This is a genomic window from Bradyrhizobium sp. CCBAU 11430, assembly GCF_028128855.1.
In the GTDB taxonomy this organism is placed as follows: Bacteria; Pseudomonadota; Alphaproteobacteria; order Rhizobiales; family Xanthobacteraceae; genus Bradyrhizobium; species Bradyrhizobium ottawaense.
The window spans coordinates 213,892-234,675 of sequence record NZ_LBJV01000071.1 but is presented as its reverse complement, the minus strand read 5'-3'; the positions used below and the strand labels follow the sequence as shown (position 1 = coordinate 234,675).

Sequence of the window (20,784 nt, the reverse complement as noted above, 5' to 3'; positions counted from 1 at the left end):
GCGAGGGCCGGGCCGCCATGACGGCATGGGACCATGCGCTTTCCCCATGCGGAACACGCTTGCTGCGGCCGCCGGCTGGCGTCATATTTCCAGCCAGGCCGTTCATCCCGGACGGCCGATGTTCTCAGGGCGGGGTGAAAGTCCCCACCGGCGGTAAGGGCCGAAAGGCCTAAGCCCGCGAGCGCCTTGCCTAAGGTCTTCTTGCCGAGGGGAAGGGTCAGCAGATTCGGTGCAACTCCGAAGCCGACGGTTAAAGTCCGGATGAAAGAGAACGGTCGGAGGCAGACGCATCGCAAGATGCGGCTGTTTGTCGTTCCGTGTGCCCTGATTCTGGTCCTTGAGAAGGAAAGCCATGAATCAGATGCTGCAAGACCCCAAAACCGAAACTTCCGAAGTCAGCCAACCGCCGGTTCCGCAAGACCCGGCGCCCGACCACCCGCGCTTTGCCAAACCGCAGCGGGTGGCTTTCGTGCAGGCCTGCTGGCACCGCGACGTGGTCGAGGAGGCGCGTATCGCCTTCATCAAGGAGGCCGAGGCGCGCCATCTCACCCATGTAGACGTGTTCGAGGTACCTGGCTCGTTCGAGATCCCGCTGCACGCGCAGGTCCTCGCCAAGACGCGGCGCTATACCGCCATCGTCGCGGCCGGCCTGGTCGTCGATGGTGGCATCTATCGCCACGAATTCGTCGCCGACACCGTGATCAAGGCGTTGATGGACGTGCAGCTGCGCACCGAAGTGCCGGTGTTCTCCGCGGTGCTGACGCCGCAGCAATTCCACGAGACCGAGGTGCACTACGACTTCTTCCGCAAGCATTTTGCGATCAAGGGCGTCGAGGTCGCGGCCGCTTGTGCAGAGACGTTGCTCGGCCTGGAGCGCCTGCGCGGCCAGGTCGCGGCGGGGATCGTGGGGTAGGCATGGTCATTTCGGGGCGCGCGAAGCGCGAGCCCGGAATCCATAGATCGACACGGATTGCTGCAAGATGGATTCCGGGTTCGGCGCTCTCGCGCCGCCCCGGAATGACGGTGTCAGTCGAACAGGCTCGACACCGACTCTTCCGCCGCCGTGCGCGCGATCGCGTCGGAGATCAGGCTGGCGATCGGCAGCGTGCGGATGTTCGGCGCCTTGGTCACCGCGTCCGTCGGCAGGATCGAGTCGGTGATCACGAGCTCCTTCAGCCTCGAGCCCGCGATGCGGGCGGCCGCGCCGCCGGAGAGCACGCCGTGGGTGATGTAGGCGTAGACGTCCTTGGCACCCTTGGCGATCAGCGCGTCGGCCGCGTTCACCAGCGTGCCGCCGGAGTCCACGATGTCGTCGATCAGGATACAGGTGTAGCCGGCGACGTCGCCGATCACGTTCATGACCTCGGATTCGCCCGCCCGTTCGCGGCGCTTGTCGACGATCGCGAGCGGAGTGTTGATGCGCTTGGCGAGGCCGCGCGCGCGGGCCACGCCGCCGACGTCGGGCGAGATCACCATGGTCTTGGAGAGGTCGAACCTCTCCTTGATGTCGCGCACCATCAGTGGCGCCGCGTAAAGGTTGTCGGTCGGGATGTCGAAGAAGCCCTGGATCTGGCCGGCGTGCAGATCGAGCGTCATGACGCGGTCGACGCCGGCCTGCGTGATCAGGTTGGCGACCAGCTTGGCCGAGATCGGCGTGCGCGAACCCGACTTACGGTCCTGCCGGGCGTAGCCGAAATAGGGCAGCACCGCCGTGATGCGGCGCGCCGAGGAGCGGCGCAGCGCGTCGGTGATGATCAGCAATTCCATCAGATGGTCGTTCGCCGGGAACGAGGTCGACTGGATGATGAAGGCATCCGAGCCGCGCACGTTCTCCTGGATCTCGACGAAGATCTCCATGTCGGCGAAGCGCCGCACCACCGCCTTGGTCAGCGGCAGGTCCAGGCCCTGCGCGATCGCCTGCGCGAGGGCCGGATTGGAGTTGCCGGCGACGAGCTTGATGGAGCCGTTTTTGGCCGACATGGACGCTTCCTCCCGCGCTTTGCTGGATACGACGTTCAACATCTCAGATCCCACTGGAAGCACGGTTACGACGGGCGAGGAAATATCAGGCCGGAGGCTGCAATGGCAACCCGGGATGCTACGTTTTCCCTTCGAAATCCTGAGTCGGGCCAACGGCTTGGCCGCAACTTGAGGCCGTGGTTTAGCGGGGGTTATCGGTCGGCGTAGCCGAGTGCCGTGGCCGGCATCTCCGCTACTGGGCCCTGCGGGATCACGCTCGCCACCGCCGGGCCCCGCAAGCCAGGAGCCGTGCCCGGGGCATCCGGCGTTCCGTTGATCATGTTGGAAAGTCCGCTGAATCCGGCCTGGGCGATCTTCCGCAGCACGAGGTCGTCAGCTGCTCCCCACGGATCGCGGCCGCCTTTGGCCGAGGTCGGTTCCTCGCCGGAGAGGCGCAGCGCCCGCTGCTGGTTGGCGTCGTAGACGTCCCAGACCCAGGCGATCACCGTCTTGCCGCGCACCACCTGGGCGGAGAGATAGCTGCGCACGCGGTAGGCGGCGGTCCCTTCGCGGGAGACGACGGACAGGCTGCGCAGCTTGGATTCGCTGTCGATCACGCCGACCATGCGGTCGAACACCTGCGGCGGCGGCCCGTCGATCGATTCGAAGGCGACCGTTGCCCCGGAGCCGGCGCTCGGCGCCATCGCATAGGAGTTGGCGGCCCCACCGCCGCCGGCGCAGCCGCCAAGCGCGGTCGCTGCCGCGAGCAGCATGACCGCCAGCACGCGCGAACCCGCACGGCCCAGGATGAATGACGCGTCCCTCATTATGGAGGGCAGCGATATCGTTAAAATCGATTAAGGTCTAGGGCGGGAGCGACACAACACACGGTCATTCCGGGGCGCGCCACTTGGCGCGAGCCCGGAATCCATTTCGCCGCGTGAATGCTGCACGATGGATTCCGGGTTCTCGCTTCGCGAGCCTCGGAATGACACACAGTGTTGCCCTTGTGTTCACCCTTCCAGTGCGATTGCGTGAACGTGGCGGCCGTAATCCGGCTCCTTGCGATGCACCGAGCGGCGATAGCTGAAGAAGCGCTCGTCGGCGTAGGTGTCGACGCCGAGATCGTCGATCATCAGGATGCCGGCGGCCTCCAGCCGCTTGCGGATGAAGCCGGCGAGATCGAACATCGCGTGTCCCTCCCGCACCGAGGGGATGAAGAACATCGCGTTGTCGGCATCGGCCTCGATGAAGCGCGCCACGAACTCGTTGCCGACCTCGTAGCTGTCCTGGCGGATCAAGGGGCCGATCGCGGCGATGATGCCGCTGCGCGTCGCGCCGAGTTTTTCCATCGCTAGAATCGTCGCCTCCAGCACGCCCGTCAGCGCGCCCTTCCATCCCGCATGGGCGCCACCGATCACGCGCGCGTTGGGATCGACGAACAGCACCGGCCCGCAATCGGCTGTGGAGACGCCGAGCGCGATGCCGGGCGTGTTCGTCACCAGCGCATCGCCCTTCGGCCGCGGCCCGTTCGGCCACGGCGCTTCTGCGACGAGCACGTCGGGCGAATGGATCTGGTGCAGGCTGAGGAAGCGTTCCGGCGCAACGCCGACATGCTCGGCCATGCGGCGGCGGTTCTCCGCGACAAGGGCCTGATCGTCATTGGAGCCGAGGCCGCCGTTCAGCGCGGAGTAGATGCCACTGGAGACGCCGCCTTCGCGGGTGAAGAACGAGTGGCGCAGGCCGGGCACAGCCGACAGCAGCGACGAAGCGAGCGTCATGAGGCTTCTCCGGCCTGTTCGAGATCGCTGAGGCCGGCAATGCCTGTCAACCGCGGCTCGGAGATGCCGAGCACCTTGAACATCGAGCCCATGCCGCCGCGCCCGGTATCCGTCAGCCGCTTGAGGGCGATCGAAATGTCGGTGGCGACCTCCGGCGTTGCCTTCTGCATCAAGGCGGCGGCCCTTGTGTCGATGCCGATCCGCTTGAGGAAGTCGCCTTGCGTCACCGGCCCGTGCACGCGCGCGCCGACATCTTCGGCCGCGCGCGCCAGCGCCTGGAAGTCGACATGAGCGGTGACGTCGGCCTGGCCCGGCGCCTTCAAGGGATCGGCGAAGGTGTGGCGCGCGATCGCCTGGAACGTGTCGCCGGCATCGCTGCGCAAATGGCCATAGTCGATGATCAGCGCCGCGCCGTCCTGGTCGCGGACGCGCGTGGCGAGCTTCATGATCTCGCCGTCGGGGCGCCATTCGAACACGGCGCCGACGGGTGCGGCGCGCACGAGCGGCGGCAGGAGCACGTCGAAGCGCGGCGTCGGCTCGGGCGCTGCGCCGAATTGAAGCTTGCCGTTGGGATCGATCTCGATGACGCGCTCGTGCCAGCCGTTCTCGTGGCGGACCATCTGGTGGACCGGCAGCACGTCGAAATATTCGTTGGCGAGGATGATGCTCGGTCCCTCAGGCACGTCGTCGATGCTGTCGTGCCAGGCGATGTTGCGCACGCCCGACAGCGTCGCATTCTGCCGCTCGCGCAAGACGGGATTGACCTCGACCATGTGGATGTGAAGCGCCTGGTAGAGCGGCGGCAGCACGCGAAGGGCGCGCAACGCGTCCGCCATCATGGTGCCGCGGCCGGGGCCGAGCTCGATCAGCCGCAGGAACTGCGGCGAGCCCATCTGCTTCCACACCGAGGCGGTCCACAACCCCAGGAGCTCGCCGAACATCTGGCTGACTTCGGGTGAGGTTGTGAAGTCGCCCTCACGCCCGAGCGGATCGCGCGAGACGTAATAGCCATGGCGCGGATGCATCAGGCACAGTTCCATGTACCGCCAGACCGGCATGGGACCTGAGGACTTGATCAGCGCCTTGATCTCGTTGAGTAGCGGCTGTTCGGTCACGGCTATCTTCTCGAAATGAATTAACGAACGGCCCCTGCGGGCTTCGGCGCACCGCGCCGGACTGCCAATACAATAAGTATGCCGCCCACGATAAGCATCGGAATCGACAGCAGCATGCCCATGGTTAATCCGCCCCAGAGGAAACCGAGCTGGGCGTCCGGTTCGCGGAAGTGCTCGCCGGCGATCCGGGTCAGACCGTAGATCAGGATGAAGGCGCCGAGGATCATGCCCGGCCGCTTCAGCGCGCCGAGCCGGATCATCACCGCGAGCACGGTGAACAGCAGGATGCCTTCCATGCCGGCCTCGTAGAGCTGGCTCGGATGACGCGGCAGCTGCGTCGGATCGTTGGGGAAGATCATCGCCCAGGGCAGGCTCGCATCGGTGGCGCGGCCCCACAATTCGCCGTTGATGAAATTGGCGATGCGCCCGAGCAGCAGCCCGACCGGGGCGACCGCGGTGGTGATGTCACCGAGCGACAGGATCGAGATGCCATTGCGAAAGGCGAACCACATCACCGCGACGACGCAGCCGAGGAAGCCGCCATGGAAGGACATGCCGCCCTCCCACAACCGGAAGATCGCGGCAGGATGATCGATGAAGAAGGGCAGATTGTAGAACAGCACGTAGCCGGTGCGGCCGCCGAGAATGATGCCGAGCGTGACCCAGAGGATGAAGTCGTCAATCTGCAGCAGCGACATCGGCGCGGGGCCGCCCCACAGGCGCTCCTTCTTCAGAAGCGAGCGCGCATAGAGCCAGCCGAACACGATGCCGCAGATATAGGCCAGCGCATACCAGCGGATCGCGAACGGGCCGATCTCGAGCGCAATCGGCTTGAAGGCGGGGAAGTCGATGAGAAGAAGCTGCATCTCGCCTTCTATATCTGGACGAGATTGCGGCGATAGAGCGCCAGCAGGCGCTCCCAATGCCGCTCGGCGGCGTCGCGGTCATAGACCGGGCGCTTGGGGAAGGCGAAGCCGTGATGCGTGCCGGGATAGATCTCGACCTCGGCCTTGGCGCCGTTCATGCCTTCTTTGACTTTCTCGATAATCTCCGGCGGCGCGTAGACATCGGTCTCGGCGCAGGCGAAATAGAGCTCGGCCTTGGTCTTAGCCGCAGCCAGGTGCGGGCTGTCGGTCTGATCCGTTGCCAGCTGCACGCCGTAGACCGAGGCGGCTGCCTTGACGCTGTCAGGAAAATGCGTGGCGGCGTTGATGGCGTAGCGGCCGCTCATGCAGTAGCCAACGGTGCCGACCAGCTTGGTGTTCGCGGCCGCCTGGCCCTCGGCATAGGTGAGCAGCGCCCGGGTGTCGTCCATGATCATGGGGATGGTGAGCGACTCCATCAGCTGGAACATGCGCTTGCGCTCCGGCGCGTTCGGGTCGGCCGGAAGCGCGCCGAGCTCCATCACGCCGGAGCGATAATAGAGGTTCGGCAGCATCACGTAATAGCCCGAGGTCGCGAGCCGGCGCGCCATGTCGCGCAGCTCTTCGCGGATCGCCGGCGCGTCCATGTAGAACAGGATGACCGGAAACGGCCCGCCACGTTCGGGATGGCTGATGAAGGTTGCGGTGTGGCCGTCCCTGGTGGGGATCGCGATCTGCTGGTCGATCATCTCATGCGCCTTGTGATTCTTCTTATGCAGGGACGATGAATACGATTGCAAGGAAACCGGGGCATGACAAGGATACCGCCGATCGGGCCTTGAACCGTTCCGCTCGGATTGCCATTGTCTTTTCGAGAGTTCGCGCAAAGTAGAGGCCGCCAGGAGACCGAAATGACCCAGACCAACAACCGGTTTTTCGACGAGATCGGCCGCCTGATGAACGATGCCGCCGGTGCCGCCCAGGGCGTCAAGCGCGAGTTCGACACGGTGCTGCGCACCCAGGCCGAAAAATTCCTGCGCGACATGGATCTGGTCAAGCGCGAGGAGTTCGAGGCGGTCAAGGACATGGCCCGCCTGGCCCGCGAGGAGAACGAGGCGCTGAAGGCGCGACTCGCGGCTGTGGAGGCCAAGCTCGGCGGGGCGCCGAGCTGAGGTCGTCATGCCCGGGCTTGTCCCGGGCATCCACGTCTAACCTGGTGCCCGGCAACACGTGGATGGCCGGGACAAGCCCGGCGATGACGGTGTTCCCCGGGATACCGGCCGCACAAAAAATCCTCGCATTTCCTTGTCATTTCCGCATCTTCCGGGTAAAAGCCCGCCAGTTCGTGGCCCCCGCACCCCTGGAGGCTTGCTGCGAACGATGCCATGGGCCGCGCTGCGGCCCATTAACTTTTGCAAAAACAAGGACTTAACGACATGGCGACGACCGTCAAGGAATTGAAGGCGACCGCACGTCCGAAGAGCGGCAAGGGGGCCGCCCGGGCTGAGCGTCGCGCCGGGCGAGTGCCCGGAGTGATCTATGGCAACAACCAGCCCCCCGTCACGATCTCGATCGAAGATCGCGAACTGCGCCAGCGCATCCTCGCCGGCCGGTTCCTGACCACGCTGGTCGACATCGATCTCGAGGGCAAGAAGCACCGCGTGATTCCGCGCGACTACCACCTCGATCCGGTCAAGGACTTCCCGATCCATGTCGACTTCATGCGGCTCGGCGAAGGCGCCACCATCCGCATCAGCGTGCCCTTGCACGTGGTGAAGTCGGAAGCCTCCCCGGGCGTGAAGCGCGGCGGCACGGTCAACATCGTCGCCCATGCGATCGAGCTCGAATGCGGCGTCGAGAGCATTCCGCAGTACATCGAGGCCGATGTCGGCTCGCTGGAAATCGGTCACTCCTTGCATCTGTCGGACGTCAAGCTGCCGAACGGCGTGAAGGCGCTGACCCGCGAGGACGCAACCCTCGTCACCATCGTGCCGCCGTCCGGCTACGCCGAAGAGCAGAAGGCCGCGGCTGCGGCTGCAGCTCCTGGCGCTGCTGCGGCTGCTCCGGCGGCTGGCGCTGCGGCTCCGGCTGCTGCTGCACCTGCCGCGGCTGCCAAGGCTCCCGCCGGCGGCGACAAGAAGAAGTAATCTCTCAAAGCTGGCGCGCGGTCCCTGATCGCGCGCCGAGCGAGGGGCGCGCCGCGTCATGCGACTCTTTGTTGGGCTCGGCAATCCCGGCGCGAAATACGCACGTAACCGGCACAATATCGGCTTCATGGCCGTCGACGAGATCGCGCGGCGTCATGGTTTCGCACCATGGCGCCGTCGTTTTCAGGGCGAGACCTCGGAAGGCACGCTCGGCACTGAGCGCGTGATCCTGCTCAAGCCCACGACCTACATGAACGATTCCGGCCGCAGCGTTCAGGAGGCGGCGAGCTTCTTCAAGATCGCCATGGGCGACGTCACCGTGTTTCACGATGAACTCGAGCTGCCGCCGGGCAAGGTGCGGGTGAAGATCGGCGGCGGCATCGCCGGCCATAACGGCCTGCGCTCGATCTCGGCGCATATCGGCAACGACTATCGCCGGGTGCGACTCGGCATCGGTCATCCCGGCGTCAAGGAACTGGTGCACGGCCACGTGCTGTCGGACTTCGCCAAGGCCGACAACGACTGGGTGACGGCGCTGTGCGAAGCGGTGGCCGAGCACGCAGGCCTGGTCGCCAAGGGCACGGACGCGACCTTCGCCAACAGGGTGCATCTCGCCATGCAGGCGGAGGGATTTTTGACCAAGGACGAGAACGGCAAGGAATAACACTCGTGGGATTTAAATGCGGAATCGTCGGATTGCCCAATGTCGGCAAGTCGACCTTGTTCAATGCGCTGACCGAGACGGCCGCGGCGCAGGCGGCGAACTATCCGTTCTGCACCATCGAGCCGAATGTCGGCGAGGTCGCGGTGCCCGATCCCAGGCTCGACAAGCTCGCGGCGATCGCCAAGTCCGGCCAGATCATCCCGACCCGGCTGACCTTTGTCGACATCGCCGGCCTCGTGCGCGGTGCGTCCAAGGGTGAAGGCCTCGGCAACCAGTTCCTCGCCAACATCCGCGAGGTCGATGCCATCGCGCATGTCGTGCGCTGCTTCGAAGATTCCGACATCACCCATGTCGAGGGCAAGATCGCCCCGCTCGCCGACATCGAGACCATCGAGACCGAGCTGATGCTCGCCGACCTCGACAGCCTCGAGAAGCGCGTCGACAACCTCACCAAGAAGGCCAAGGGCAACGACAAGGACGCCAAGGAGCAGCTCGACCTCGTCAACCGCACCCTGGTGCTGCTGCGTGAAGGCAAGCCCGCGCGCCTCGTCGAGCGCAAGGCGGAGGAGGAGCGCGCCTTCGGCATGCTCGGCCTGCTGTCGTCCAAGCCCGTGCTCTATGTCTGCAACGTCGAGGAAGGCTCGGCCGCGACAGGCAATTCGTTCTCCCAGGCGGTGCAGGAGCAGGCCGCCAAGGAAGGCGCGGTTGCCGTCGTCATCTCCGCCAAGATCGAATCCGAGATCGCCACCATTTCGCGTGAGGAACGCGCCGACTTCCTGGAAACGCTGGGTCTAGAGGAAGCCGGCCTCGATCGCCTGATCCGCGCCGGCTACACGCTGCTCGACCTCATCACCTACTTCACGGTGGGCCCGAAGGAAGCACGCGCCTGGACCATCTACCGCGGCACCAAGGCACCGGGCGCGGCCGGCGTGATCCATACCGATTTCGAGAAGGGTTTTATCCGCGCAGAGACGATTGCGTTCGAGGATTACGTGGCGCTGGGCGGCGAGGCCGGCGCCCGCGATGCCGGCAAGCTGCGCCTCGAAGGTAAGGAATACGTCGTCGCCGACGGCGACGTGATGCATTTCCGGTTTAATACGTAAGACGCTGACATCGGTGCCGTAGGGTGGGCAAAGTCGCATCGACCCACCATCTAACCAATATTGCGACGGAAGACGTGGGCACGCTTCGCTTTGCCCACCCTACGAGGCCGGTGACTACGCCACCTGCGTCTGCCTCACCGCAACCCGCCGCCCTGATCCCTTATGGCGCCGAGATGCTCGTTGATGCGGAAGACGATCAGGATCAGCTCCGCGGCGATGCGCGAGAATACGATTCCGACGACGACGCTGGCGATCGACGACAGCAGCACCAGGAAGCCGCCGAAGGGACTGATCGCCATCGCAGCCAGGCCGGAGAAGATGCCGGAGAGGCCGAACAGGCAGATCAACGCGATCACCAGCCAATAGAAGGTCTTGATGATCGTCGGCGTGATGAAGCGGTCCCACTGAAACAGATCGCTGAATGAAAACATTGCTCTCCCCAGGGCATCGGGCCTTGGTAAAATGGATCTTGGCCCTCGGTTGATCCGACTCAAGACCAACGCCGCCACCCCGTATGTAGCACGAGCCATGCGGGCCGGCGGGTTGAGATTGCCGCAAAGTGCGGCCACAATCTGTCATTTCCGCTAGCCAATCCCAAGATGACCCTGACCTTCGAAGATTTCCCGCCCGGCCGGTTCGGAACATTCGGCCCGCGCAACGTCACCCGCGACGAGATTTTGGCCTTCGCGGCCGAGTTCGATCCGCAGCCGATGCATCTGGACGAGGAGGCTGCCAGCAAGAGCATGCTGCGTGGCCTGTCCGGCTCGGGCTGGCACCTCTGCTCGCTGATGATGCGGATGATGGCCGACGGTTTTATTACCCGCGCCGCGTCGCTGGGGTCTCCCGGCGTCGACGAGGTGCGTTGGCTCTCGCCGCTCCGGCCCGGCGACGATCTCATGCTCGACGTCGACGTGTTGGAGGCGCGCCCCTCGAAGAGCCGCCCCGAGCTCGGCATCGTCAAGTTCAAATGCACCGTGCGCAACGCCAAGGGTGAGCCGCTGGGCGAGATGACCTCGCCGATCCTGATCAAGCGGCGCGAGGGGGCGGTCTGATGCGGTTCTTCGACGACATCGAGATCGGCCAGCGCCGCGAGATCGGCACCTATACGTTCACGGCCGAGGCCATCAAGAATTTCGCCGCGAAGTTCGATCCGCAGCGTTTTCATCTCGACGAGGAGGAGGGCAAGAGCTCGCTGTTCGGCGGGCTTGCCGCCTCGGGCTGGCATGTCGGCTCGGCCTGCATGAGCCTGCTTGTCGCCGACGGCCAGCGCCTGGCGCGCGAGGCCGTATCGCGCGGTGAGGAGGTTGCGGTGTGGGGACCTTCGCCGGGCTTTCGCGATCTGCGCTGGATCAGGCCGGTGCTCGCCGGCGACACCGTCGCCTACGTCAACGTCGTCACCGACAAGCGCACTTCGGCCTCGCGCCCGGGCTGGGGCATCCTGACCGCCCGCACCACCGGCACCAACCAGCGCGGCGAGGACGTCTATTCCATCACCGCCAGCGCCTTCGTGCCGATGCGGAAGAGCGGTTAGATCTGTTCCAAGATGAACGGGCAAATGAGTGCGCGAGTGTTGCCCGCGCGCTATGGACGCGATTCCGGGCGGCTGCCATAAGCCTGCGCAACATGGTTACCGCGAAGCAGTTTGGCGGAACCAGTGAGTTGCTAACTAATTATGAACCTGTCGCTGTCTAATTGAAACGAATTGGGCAGAGTACAGGGGACGAGGACCATGGCAGATCGCGGCGCACTCAAGCTTGTCGGATTTCTCTTCGCTACCGCGACGCTGGCAGTGATGTTGGTCGCCGGCATGGTGGTGAAGGGCTATGCCGATGGCGCCTACACCCTGGAAGCCTCGGCTGTCGACGCGAGCCGGTAGGAATCTGTTAAGTTCTCGGGGCCGGAAAACGGCCCCGCATCAGCGGCTGTAGACGAACGCCAGCACCGCGATCGCAACCACCAGCAATCCGACGAAGCGCAGCATGATCGTGCCGAGCTGATTGGGCGCGGGCCGCAGCGAGATCGGGTCCGTGTTGTCGGGCCGAATGCTTTCCATGAAATGTCCCCCGGCCCGGCCGCAAGAGAAGCGGGCGCTTGGCATTGGTCGCCGGGAAGGCGCGGGGGGTTCAAATGTGCACTCTCGTGTCCCGGACGCGCCGCAGAGTGTAACGCTGCGGCGCAGAGCCGGGACCCATTGCGCCGCGCATGAATCCTGACCATGGGCCCCGGCTCTGCGGCGCGTCACTGCGAGCCGCAGAGCCGGGGCACAGACCCCCCAGAATCAAAATCGCCGCGTTCCTTTCGGAACGCGGCGGTTCGGTGATGCTCAATACGATCAGCTATTGCGCAGGCCGTCGGCGGCGCGCTTCCACTGCGCGACGTTGTCGGCGATCATGCGGGTCGACTTCATCGCGGCCTGGCTGAGCTGGGCATAGCCGGAGATCTCGCGCTGAACGCGCTGGCCCTCGGCATGGAGCAGGTCACGCAGGCTCTCGAGCTCCGAGATCAGATTCTCGATCTCGGCGAGCGAGGTGCCGGCGACGCGCTGGATCAGCGAGTTGACGTTGGTGACGGTGGCCTCCGCGCTCGGATCGAGCGGGGGCGCATCCGTGGTCGTCGCCGCCGGACGGCGGAGATAGGCGATGTCGTTGCGGACGAAGTCGCGGATGCCGGCTTCGACTTCCGTAACTGCAGCGAGGTTGGTGTCGACCGTCTCGGTCTCGGCGGCTTCGGTCTTTTCCGGACGCATGGCGTTCATCGTTATTCCCCTGTTCGCGTTGAGCGCAGCGCGAGTGTCCCCCGCACGACGACGTCTGTGAGGCAGGCTGCATCAGGGCGCCGGAATTGGGCCGCAAATGGGCCGAGATGCGGCAAGGGCGGACCATTCGGGGGTTTTGCCGTGGCGTATGGTTACGAGAGTCTGAATGGCGGTAACCGCGTCGGAACCCATCCCCTCATGGTGAGGAGCACGCCCCTTCGCGCGCGTCTCGAACCATGCCGGCCCCGCTCTCGCAGCGCGGCCTCGATCCTTCGAGACGCGCTGCTTTGGAGCGCCCTCAGGATGAGGGCAAGAGTATAGGCTTGGCCTACCAGCTCTTCTTGAAACCCGCCGTCACGCTCTTGTTGATCGCGCCCTGCGAGGTCTCGCCGACCGAGCCGGAGACGGTGACGTTGTCGAACAGCTTTTGCTCGGCGCCGACCTTGCGCAGCCATTTGTCGTCCGTGGTCGACAGCGTCTGGCCGGCGGTGACGCTGGTGCCGGTGTCGGTGAGGGTGACCTTGGCGGACTGGTCGGTCTCGTAATTGCGGGTGATGTGGCCGCCGATGCCGGGGACCGCACTCGTGCCTTGCTGGTTGACGCTATAGCCGTTCTGCAGCGTCAGCGAGGTGTCGCCGGACAGCGGCACCGATTTGGTCAGCGAGGCCCCGAGCTTGCTCTGTTCCGAGCCGGGATCGACGCGGGCTTCCACCGCGGTCTTGTCCCAGATGACTCCGGCGCCGGGCGCGGTCGCCGTCGCCCAGGCGCTGCCGGAGGATTGCGGCAGGTTGCCGCCATTGGTGGCCTTTTGCGCCAGCAGCTCGGACATCGTCCGCGGCTCGCTGGTCACCGTCATGTCGGCGCCGATCCGCGTATCCCAGAACGAGAACACGGACTGTTTCACCGTCACCGCCGAGGAGCCGTTCGCATTGGCATTCGACGACCAGTCGAGGCCGTCCTTGGCGGCGGCCTGGGCGCGCTTCTTGGCGGCGATCGGGTCGATGCCGGTGCCGGCGTCGACCGCGAGCTGACTCCAGTCGAGCTTGTCGACGTCGATGCCCTTGAGCACGTCGGGGTCGTTGACGTCGGGGGCCTCTGCCGTCTCGGTCTCGGCCTCGTCGGACGCGCCCGCGGGTGGGGAGAAGGGGGGAATGATCTGCGCCGAAACCGTCAGCACAGAGCCCAAGATGAACGCGGCCGCCAGCACCGGCAGCCTGGTCCAGCCACAACCTGTCGAGAATTCCATCGTCCTGCCCGCCAACCCCAGCGCATGTTGTCCGCCAATATAAGGCGGTGCTTGGTGATGACCATGCGCCATTCGGTCTGCTCGCATCAATGCGGATTTATCGTTGCGAAATTGTGGCAACTCGCGTGGGGACGCGAACCAACGGGCCGCGCGAGAGGCGCGCGCCCGACGACGAGCTTCCGGCACGACGGCATCCGGCGGGGCTGGAGGCCAGGACGTCGCGTCAGGCATTGTCATCGGTCCCGAACCGCGGGGCCCGTTGGCGTCCCCCTCAGCCGACGCTGGTCATCTTCGGCAGATGAATGGCGCGGCCGAGTGCCTGCTCGACCAGGTCGAAGGTGTCGATCAGGACGCGCATGCTGGTGAGCTTGCCCGCCCTGAACTGGGCGAACTGCGCGACCCGCAAGCTGATCGGGTTGTTGGAATCCAGTGCCGTCAGCGAATAGCGCAGCATCGAGGCGGCGGAATCGACGCCCAGCATGATGCTCTCGCGGTCGAAGCGGCGAACCTGGAAATTGTCGGCGAGCTGGCGGATGACGTCGAGCACGGCGTCCTTGCCCTGGCGCGCGCCGAGGAACGGAAACATGTCGATCGGGCCGTAGAGCGCCCATTCGACGTCCTCGTCGATCAGGGCCTCGATGTCCTCGAAATGCCGGTCGTTGATCGCGCGGTGCAACGCGCGCGAGAAACGCCAGAGGCTGTGCTCTGTCATTTTGGGCAGTCCTGAAGCTGGCTTTGCGAAAGAAAAACGGAAAACGACCCCAGCGCAGTCAGGCAGTGGGGCTCAACTCATTTGTATACGAATAAAATACCCGATTTCGGCCAAGACGCAATTCACGTTTTCGCAATGCACAATTGATGGCGATATGTGAGATTTGCAACAGAACCCCGTAATCTCCCGGGTCCCGGCGGATCGCGTGCGGGTTCCAGGGGAGGAGCAGGCTCAGTCCACCCGTGCACCCACGATCAGCGGCCCGATCTCGCGCTCCAGCACCTGCTGCACCAGATCGTAGGAATCGATGATCTCGCGGATCTCCGCCACCAGCCCGCCGCGGAAGGTGTAGAACACGGCCATGTCGAACTGCACGATGCGGTCGTTGCTGCGCTTCCGGAAATAGGCCTGCATGTAGGTCGCGACCGCCTCGCCTTCGGCCAGGATGTGCGGTGCCTTGTAGCGGATTTCCGAATAGCGCGACCAGACCGTCTGCCAGAGCTCGCGCAGCTCTTGCTTGCCGTGGCGCGGCACCATGTGCGGCAGCACGTCGATGGGCGCATGGGTGAGGAAGTCGACGTCGTCGGTGCAGCACGCCAGCGCGGCCTCGAGATCGCCGCGCGCGAAGGCGTCGAGCAGATGCAGCACGCGTTGCCTGTTCAGCTTCTCAACCGTCATGCTGCTCCTGCCCTCACCGGCCGTGCTTTGCAAACGCTATCGTGCGGCTCGCGGGTCCATCAATCCGCAAAATCACAGAGTGATTGCAGGGTATGACGCGCGAGCACAATGCCCGGTTCATGGGGTGCAATTGCGGGTTGCGTGCGTTTCCGCATGCAAGAATTCGCTCGGCGCTTTGCGTCCTGCGTGACGCCGCGGGCACATCGCGGTCGCCTCCTGCCATGCGCCGGGCGTTGGAACCCGGACCCATCGGCGCCCGTTGAGACGCCGATACCGCATCCGGAGACATCGATCCATGAAGGCCCCGCTTTTCGCCATCGCCGCCGCGCTTCTGATGCTTGGCGCGACCTCAGCCGCCAGCGCCAAGGGCTGCATCAAGGGCGCCGTCGTCGGCGGCGTCGCCGGTCACTACGCCGGCCACCACGGCGTCCTCGGCGCCGCCGCCGGCTGCCTCTACGGCAGGCATCACGCCAAGGAACAGGACAAGCAGCGGCAGCAGCAGGGTCAGGTGAACGGCCAGGGCAAGCTGTAGGGGCGACCTCGATCCGCAGCGGCAGTCTGCTTCCTCTCCGCGCAAGCGGGCGAGGTGAAGAAGGGCGCGTGATCCATCTCACATCACGCCCATCCCATCGCAGCTAACGTCATCGGCATGTCATCAGGGAGACGTGCCATGGCTGCCCTCGCCACCGTCAGAAAGTCCCGCCTGCACAACGCGCTCGAAGGCCTCGCGCTGACCACGATCCTGCAGAGCTTCCCGACCTTCGCCGCTGCCGCCTTCCTGCTCAAGCTCTGCGGCAACCACGATCTCGTCGGCGATCCCGGCGTCGCCATCTTCGTCGCCATCGCCTCGCTCGCCCACGCCATGCTCGCCGTGACCCTCGGCCCGAGCTTCCCGCACCTGTTCAAGACCGTCTACGAACCAAAGTTCTTCGAGGCCCATCTGTCGCTGTCCGACAAGATCACGGCCTGGCGCACCCAGCCCGTCGCCTCGCTGCAGTTGGTGACCATCGTGCTGCTGCTGTCGGTGATGGCGGTGGTGACGGCGAGTGTGGGGTGAGGGGAACGCCGAGCGAGTCTCGCTTGCCGACGATCAACCCCTGCCGCAGTGTCGGACAATCACCTCTTCTTCCACCCACCCCGCCGCCCAGGCATCCCGCCCGTCGACTTCGGCGCAGGCCCGAACTCCGGTCCCGACTGCCGTGAGTCCGTCGGCTGGATGATCCGGCTCGTGCTACCGAACGGCTTTGCCGGCAGCGTCGGCTTTTCGCGATAGGGCAGCGATTCCGGCCCGTGCATCTCGTCGAGATGCGGCTTGTGGACCTTCGAGCCGCCTCCGCCGCCGCTGGCTTTCAGCGCGGAGCCCACGGTCTTCTTCTTCATGGCGCTGACCGGTAAATTCGCGGCGTCGCCGTACTTCTTGCTGCCGGCATAGGCGCCGGCCTTGCCCTGCACAGTGCGTTGCTTGGCGGTGGGATCGTCGACGACGGCAAGCTCGGTGGCGCGCAGGCGCTTGACCTCGTCGCGCAGGCGCGCGGCTTCCTCGAAGTTCAGATCGGCTGCGGCCTCGCGCATCCGCGTTTCCAGGTCGCCGAGCACGGCTTCGAAGTTGTGGCCGATCGAGATGACGTCGTCGGTCATGTCGTGGCCGCCGACCTCGATCAGCACGTGGTCGCGCTCGTAGACGGAGTTGAGGATGTCGCCGATCTGCTTCTTCACGCTCTCCGGCGTGATGCCGTTGGCGGTGTTGTATTCGACCTGCTTCTCGCGGCGGCGGTTGGTTTCGGCGATGGCGCGCTCCATCGAGCCCGTCATCTGGTCGGCGTAGAGGATCACCTTGCCATCGACGTTGCGCGCGGCGCGGCCGATGGTCTGGATCAGCGAGGTCTCGCTGCGCAAAAAGCCTTCCTTGTCGGCATCCAGAATCGCGACCAGCGCGCATTCGGGAATGTCGAGGCCTTCGCGCAAGAGGTTGATGCCGACCAGCGCGTCGAACGCGCCGAGACGCAAGTCGCGGATGATCTCGATGCGCTCGATGGTGTCGATGTCGGAATGCATGTAGCGGACGCGGATGCCCTGCTCGTGCAGATATTCGGTGAGGTCCTCCGCCATGCGTTTGGTCAGCACGGTGATCAGCGAGCGATAGCCGGCCTGCGCGGTGGCGCGGACCTCGCCGACGAGGTCGTCGACCTGGGTGCGGGCCGGGCGAATGTCGACGGGCGGATCAATCAGCCCCGTGGGGCGGATGACCTGCTCGACGAACACGCCGCCGCTCTCGTTCAGCTCCCAGCCGCTCGGCGTCGCCGACACCGCGACGGTCTGCGGCCGCATCATGTCCCACTCCTCGAAGCGCAGCGGGCGGTTGTCCATGCAGGACGGCAGGCGGAAGCCGTATTCGGCCAGCGTCGCCTTGCGGCGGAAGTCGCCTTTGAACATGGCGCCAATTTGCGGCACGGTGACGTGGCTCTCGTCGGCGAACACCAGCGCGTTGTCGGGGACGTATTCGAACAGCGTCGGCGGCGGCTCGCCGGGGCGGCGTCCGGTGAGGTAGCGCGAATAGTTCTCGATGCCGGCGCAGCTTCCCGTCGCCTCCATCATCTCGAGGTCGAAGGTGGTGCGCTGCTCCAGCCGCTGCGCTTCCAGCAGGCGCCCCTGGTCGTTCAACTGATCGAGCCGCTGCTTCAATTCGAACTTGATCGACTTGATCGCCTGCACCAGCGTCGGGCGCGGCGTCACATAGTGCGAGTTGGCGTACATCTTGATGAATTCGAGCTCGTCCTGCTTGTGGCCGGTGAGTGGATCGAACTCCTCGATGTTTTCGATGGTGTCGCCGAACAAATTCACGCGCCAGGCACGGTCTTCATAGTGCGCCGGGAAAATGTCGATGACGTCGCCGCGCACGCGAAACGTGCCGCGGGTGAAATCGGCCTGGGTGCGCTTGTACTGGAGCGCGACGAGGTCGGCGATGAGCTGGCGCTGGTCGATGCGCTCGCCCTTCTTCAGCGCAAAGGTCATCGCGGTGTAGGTTTCGACCGAGCCGATACCGTAGATGCAGGACACCGAGGCGACGATGATGACGTCATCGCGTTCGAGCAGCGCGCGCGTCGCCGAGTGGCGCATGCGGTCGATCTGCTCGTTGATCGAGGAGTCCTTCTCGATATAGGTGTCGGTGCGCGGGACGTAGGCTTCCGGCTGGTAGTAGTCGTAATAGGAGACGAAATACTCGACCGCGTTGTCGGGGAAGAAGTTCTTGAACTCGCCATAGAGCTGGGCGGCGAGCGTCTTGTTCGGCGCCAGGATCAGCGCGGGGCGCTGCGTCTTCTCGATCACCTGCGCCATCGTGTAGGTCTTGCCCGAGCCGGTGACGCCGAGCAGCACTTGGGTGCGGTCGTTGCGCTGGACGCCTTCGACCAGCTCGGCGATCGCGGTCGGCTGGTCGCCCTTGGGCTGGTATTCCGATTTGATCTCGAAGCGCACGCCGCCTTCGGACTTCTCCGGACGTGGCGGCCGGTGCGGCGTCCATACCTTGGTGGAGCCGTCGTTCTTGCGGAACTCCGGCCGGCCCTCGCGGATCAGCGACTCCAGCGCCTCCGCGGTCGCCTTGACGCCGAGCGCCTCCATCTTGTTGCGCGGCGGACGCGCCAGCGCCTCGGCATCGTCCTCCTCGGTGGGCAGGCCGAGCTGCCGCGCCAGTTCCGGATCGAGCGTCGGGATCGTGGCCGCGGTTCCGTAATTGGCCTGCGGCGCTTCTTCCAGCCCACCAACCTCGGTGGATTGCCGGGCGCCCGGCGGCTGCGGGTTGGGCCGCAGCGGCATCGGCCGCGCACTATCCTGCGGAAACTGCTTTTGAAGGTCTTTGGGCGTCGAGGCCCGCGCGCGATGGGCCGCGGCCTCGCCGCCGGAGCGGCGGTCGCGGGAATTGTCCGGCGGCGGCTGCAGGCCGGTGCCCGAGCCAAGTCCGGCGTCGCCGCGATTGATCGCGGGATTGAGCAGCTCGGCCAGGGCCGGCCCGATCGGCTGCACGTCGGGCCGATGTGCCTTGGAGTTCGGAGCTTTGGATTTAGGGGATTTTGGGGGAGCAGGTTTCTTCGCCATGAGCCGAATATGGGATGAGTCCGCCTCCCGATAAAGGGTGAATGACCGTCCTCATGCAGCCTGCTGACAGCAGGTTGGCAGCAGCCTCGGCCCTACGCGGTCGGCAGCGGACCCTCGTCGTCCTCGCCCGCCTGATGCGGCTTGAGGATGTCGAGATGGATGCCGCCGCAATCGGTGCAGCGCATGGTCCAGTACTCGCGTCCTGCGCGGCCGCCGATGACGCGGAGCACCGTGAGATCGCCGTCGCATTCCGGGCAGTTGGACAGCACATTGCGGGCATAAATTCTCGGCCGCGGCGCGTCTTCGATTTCGATGACTGACATGACCCGGTTCCCCCCTTTATGCTGTTGCCCTGGTTCGCTTGCCGTCCGGCTCGCTTATTCGTCGTCGCTGTCGGCCCGCCGGCGGAAGCGGTCGATGTGGTGCTTGGCGTCGGCGATCGCGGCGTTCTGATCGGGCCAGGCGAAACCGACTTCCATCGCCGGAAACAGCACGCCGTCGATGGCGACGGGGCTGAGATCGGCGCGGCGGATGCGGGCGTGCCAGAGGCCTTTGCCAGCCTCGAAGGATTCAATGTCAAAGCCGTCGTAGAGGGTCGTCATTCTTGTCGGTCCCACGTTTCTTTTCGGAGGGTCAGGGGACCACGTTTGCGGATTCCGGAATGTGAAGCCGTTCACAAGCGGCAGGCTTTTTTGCCTCGGGCGTCAGTTCCGCGCGGCGACACGGCCCGTCCGCTTGACCGGGCGGGCGGCGGGTTCCGAGGCCGCGCGCATGATCCAGCGGCGGAACGCGGCAAAGTCGCGGTGCTCGGTTTGAAAGCTGCGATAGAGCAGGTACCAGCGCATGCCCTTGGGCACCGAGAGGTCGAACGGGGCGACCAGCCGGCCGGCGGCGAGATCGTCGTCGATATAGGGGCGGATGCCCATGGCGATGCCGAGCCCGTCGGCGGCGGCCTGCAGCGCCTGGCCGTAAAACTGGAACTCCGGCCCGCGCGGATTGATGCGGGTGAGGTTCGCGGCTTTCAGCCAGATCGGCCAGTCCTCCGGCGAATGTTCGACGCGGATCAGGCTCGGTCCCTTCAGGTCGGCCGGGCGCTTCAGGCCGCTCGCGAGGCGGGGCACGCAGACGGGCGTGAGATCGCCGGCGAACAGGGGCTCGGCGACGAGACCAGGCCAGTCGCCGGTGCCGAGCTTGATGCCGCAGCTCCAGTCCTCGCCGAACGGTACCGACGCGCCGCCGGTGGTGAAGCGCACCTCGATGTCGGGCTCTTCGCTGCGAAACTCCGACAGGCGCGGGATCAGCCAGCGCATCGCAAAGGTGTGGCCGACGCCGATCGTGAGCACGCGGACGCTTGCCGGCGCCGTCACCTGAGCGGTGAGGCTGGCGAGCGCGTCGAAGATCGGCGTCAGCCCGCTCTGATAGGCGCGGCCGGCCTGCGTCAGCACCAGGCGATTGGCCTTGCGCTCGAACAGCGCGACGCCGAGCCGCTCTTCCAGCAGATGCACCATGCGGCTGACGGCGGCCGCCGATACGCTGAGCTCGAGCCCGGCGGCGGCAAAGCTGCCGGTCCGCGCCGCCGCCTCGAATGCCTTGATGCCGTTGAGAAACAGCAGACGCCGCAAAGGCAGGACCCTTATGCAAGACCCTCAGGAAAACTGATGCCAGGCCA

General features: G+C 65.4%; 26 protein-coding genes and 1 riboswitch. Of the genes, 10 read left to right on the top strand and 16 right to left on the bottom strand.

The features are described 5' to 3' along the window. The first annotated feature begins 116 nt into the window (after positions 1–116). A riboswitch (FMN riboswitch) is annotated at positions 117–277 on the top strand. A 75-nt stretch (positions 278–352) separates the two neighbouring features. After that, a complete protein-coding gene (locus XI04_RS32345; protein WP_038971140.1) occupies positions 353–913 on the top strand; it encodes a 6,7-dimethyl-8-ribityllumazine synthase in 561 nt (186 codons plus the stop codon). Between the two features lie 113 nt (positions 914–1,026). Here XI04_RS32345 and XI04_RS32340 read toward each other — a convergent pair whose 3' ends face one another. From XI04_RS32340 to XI04_RS32315, 6 genes are all read right to left on the bottom strand, one after another. Beyond that, positions 1,027–1,980, bottom strand: a complete 954-nt coding sequence (locus XI04_RS32340; protein ID WP_026202002.1) for a ribose-phosphate pyrophosphokinase — start codon at positions 1,978–1,980, stop codon at positions 1,027–1,029. A 191-nt stretch (positions 1,981–2,171) separates the two neighbouring features. Beyond that, the gene (locus XI04_RS32335) at positions 2,172–2,786 is read right to left on the bottom strand and encodes a hypothetical protein (RefSeq protein WP_028140165.1); all 615 of its coding nucleotides are present in this window, start codon (positions 2,784–2,786) and stop codon (positions 2,172–2,174) included. Between the two features lie 186 nt (positions 2,787–2,972). Then, entirely contained in the window at positions 2,973–3,740 is a 768-nt protein-coding gene (pgeF, locus tag XI04_RS32330; RefSeq protein ID WP_271610020.1) for a peptidoglycan editing factor PgeF, read from the bottom strand. Further along, complete coding sequence (locus XI04_RS32325) at positions 3,737–4,855, bottom strand: class I SAM-dependent methyltransferase (protein WP_271592844.1); 1,119 nt, start codon at positions 4,853–4,855, stop codon at positions 3,737–3,739. Before XI04_RS32325 ends, pgeF begins: the two co-directional genes overlap by 4 nt. A 20-nt stretch (positions 4,856–4,875) precedes the next feature. After that, positions 4,876–5,721, bottom strand: coding sequence for a prolipoprotein diacylglyceryl transferase (gene lgt / locus XI04_RS32320; RefSeq protein ID WP_038947460.1), 846 nt, complete (start codon positions 5,719–5,721; stop codon positions 4,876–4,878). Between the two features lie 8 nt (positions 5,722–5,729). Beyond that, on the bottom strand, positions 5,730–6,467 hold the full coding sequence (locus XI04_RS32315) for a dienelactone hydrolase family protein (RefSeq protein ID WP_271610021.1): 738 nt from the start codon (positions 6,465–6,467) through the stop codon (positions 5,730–5,732). 162 nt (positions 6,468–6,629) lie between these two features. Here XI04_RS32315 and XI04_RS32310 point away from each other — a divergent pair, with 162 nt between their 5' ends. The 4 genes from XI04_RS32310 (at position 6,630) to ychF (ending at position 9,632) form a co-directional block, all read left to right on the top strand. Continuing rightward, complete coding sequence (locus XI04_RS32310; protein ID WP_095424820.1) at positions 6,630–6,890, top strand: accessory factor UbiK family protein; 261 nt, start codon at positions 6,630–6,632, stop codon at positions 6,888–6,890. Between the two features lie 264 nt (positions 6,891–7,154). Then, a complete protein-coding gene (locus XI04_RS32305) occupies positions 7,155–7,865 on the top strand; it encodes a 50S ribosomal protein L25/general stress protein Ctc (protein WP_028140171.1) in 711 nt (236 codons plus the stop codon). Positions 7,866–7,923: 58 nt separating this feature from the next. Continuing rightward, a complete protein-coding gene (pth, locus tag XI04_RS32300; RefSeq protein ID WP_271610022.1) occupies positions 7,924–8,529 on the top strand; it encodes an aminoacyl-tRNA hydrolase in 606 nt (201 codons plus the stop codon). Between the two features lie 5 nt (positions 8,530–8,534). Then, entirely contained in the window at positions 8,535–9,632 is a 1,098-nt protein-coding gene (ychF, locus tag XI04_RS32295) for a redox-regulated ATPase YchF (RefSeq protein ID WP_028140173.1), read from the top strand. Between the two features lie 134 nt (positions 9,633–9,766). Here ychF and XI04_RS32290 read toward each other — a convergent pair whose 3' ends face one another. Next, on the bottom strand, positions 9,767–10,063 hold the full coding sequence (locus XI04_RS32290) for a DUF4282 domain-containing protein (RefSeq protein WP_038947458.1): 297 nt from the start codon (positions 10,061–10,063) through the stop codon (positions 9,767–9,769). A 168-nt stretch (positions 10,064–10,231) separates the two neighbouring features. Between XI04_RS32290 and XI04_RS32285 the strand changes: the two genes are divergently transcribed. The 3 genes from XI04_RS32285 (at position 10,232) to XI04_RS32275 (ending at position 11,508) form a co-directional block, all read left to right on the top strand. Continuing rightward, complete coding sequence (locus tag XI04_RS32285) at positions 10,232–10,684, top strand: MaoC family dehydratase (RefSeq protein WP_271610023.1); 453 nt, start codon at positions 10,232–10,234, stop codon at positions 10,682–10,684. Continuing rightward, on the top strand, positions 10,684–11,163 hold the full coding sequence (locus tag XI04_RS32280; RefSeq protein WP_028140175.1) for a MaoC family dehydratase: 480 nt from the start codon (positions 10,684–10,686) through the stop codon (positions 11,161–11,163). The genes XI04_RS32285 and XI04_RS32280 overlap by 1 nt, the downstream gene beginning before the upstream one ends. A 198-nt stretch (positions 11,164–11,361) precedes the next feature. Then, a complete protein-coding gene (locus tag XI04_RS32275; protein ID WP_028140176.1) occupies positions 11,362–11,508 on the top strand; it encodes a hypothetical protein in 147 nt (48 codons plus the stop codon). 39 nt (positions 11,509–11,547) lie between these two features. Here XI04_RS32275 and XI04_RS32270 read toward each other — a convergent pair whose 3' ends face one another. The 5 genes from XI04_RS32270 to XI04_RS32250 form a co-directional block, all read right to left on the bottom strand. Next, positions 11,548–11,685 carry a hypothetical protein gene (locus XI04_RS32270; RefSeq protein ID WP_164936752.1) on the bottom strand — a complete coding sequence of 46 codons (138 nt, stop codon included), beginning with the start codon at positions 11,683–11,685 and terminating at the stop codon, positions 11,548–11,550. Between the two features lie 279 nt (positions 11,686–11,964). Beyond that, the gene (locus XI04_RS32265) at positions 11,965–12,387 is read right to left on the bottom strand and encodes a hypothetical protein (RefSeq protein WP_028140177.1); all 423 of its coding nucleotides are present in this window, start codon (positions 12,385–12,387) and stop codon (positions 11,965–11,967) included. A gap of 328 nt (positions 12,388–12,715) precedes the next feature. Further along, on the bottom strand, positions 12,716–13,633 hold the full coding sequence (locus XI04_RS32260; protein WP_028140178.1) for a hypothetical protein: 918 nt from the start codon (positions 13,631–13,633) through the stop codon (positions 12,716–12,718). 271 nt (positions 13,634–13,904) lie between these two features. Next, positions 13,905–14,345 (bottom strand): nuclear transport factor 2 family protein, encoded by a 441-nt coding sequence (locus XI04_RS32255; RefSeq protein WP_271610024.1) that lies wholly within the window; start codon positions 14,343–14,345, stop codon positions 13,905–13,907. Between the two features lie 231 nt (positions 14,346–14,576). After that, positions 14,577–15,023 (bottom strand): nuclear transport factor 2 family protein, encoded by a 447-nt coding sequence (locus tag XI04_RS32250; RefSeq protein WP_028140180.1) that lies wholly within the window; start codon positions 15,021–15,023, stop codon positions 14,577–14,579. Positions 15,024–15,318: 295 nt separating this feature from the next. Between XI04_RS32250 and XI04_RS32245 the strand changes: the two genes are divergently transcribed. Both XI04_RS32245 and XI04_RS32240 read left to right on the top strand, forming a co-directional pair. Beyond that, entirely contained in the window at positions 15,319–15,555 is a 237-nt protein-coding gene (locus tag XI04_RS32245; RefSeq protein ID WP_028140181.1) for a hypothetical protein, read from the top strand. Between the two features lie 138 nt (positions 15,556–15,693). Further along, the gene (locus XI04_RS32240; RefSeq protein WP_038947454.1) at positions 15,694–16,080 is read left to right on the top strand and encodes a hypothetical protein; all 387 of its coding nucleotides are present in this window, start codon (positions 15,694–15,696) and stop codon (positions 16,078–16,080) included. A 59-nt stretch (positions 16,081–16,139) separates the two neighbouring features. Here the strand turns inward: XI04_RS32240 and uvrB are convergent, their stop codons facing one another. The 4 genes from uvrB to XI04_RS32220 form a co-directional block, all read right to left on the bottom strand. Beyond that, positions 16,140–19,115 (bottom strand): excinuclease ABC subunit UvrB, encoded by a 2,976-nt coding sequence (gene uvrB, locus XI04_RS32235; protein WP_271610025.1) that lies wholly within the window; start codon positions 19,113–19,115, stop codon positions 16,140–16,142. Between the two features lie 92 nt (positions 19,116–19,207). After that, positions 19,208–19,438, bottom strand: a complete 231-nt coding sequence (locus XI04_RS32230) for a hypothetical protein (protein WP_095424825.1) — start codon at positions 19,436–19,438, stop codon at positions 19,208–19,210. A 54-nt stretch (positions 19,439–19,492) separates the two neighbouring features. Beyond that, a complete protein-coding gene (locus XI04_RS32225) occupies positions 19,493–19,717 on the bottom strand; it encodes a hypothetical protein (protein ID WP_018318312.1) in 225 nt (74 codons plus the stop codon). 102 nt (positions 19,718–19,819) lie between these two features. Further along, entirely contained in the window at positions 19,820–20,737 is a 918-nt protein-coding gene (locus tag XI04_RS32220) for a LysR substrate-binding domain-containing protein (RefSeq protein ID WP_028140186.1), read from the bottom strand. Between the last annotated feature and the right edge of the window lie 47 nt (positions 20,738–20,784).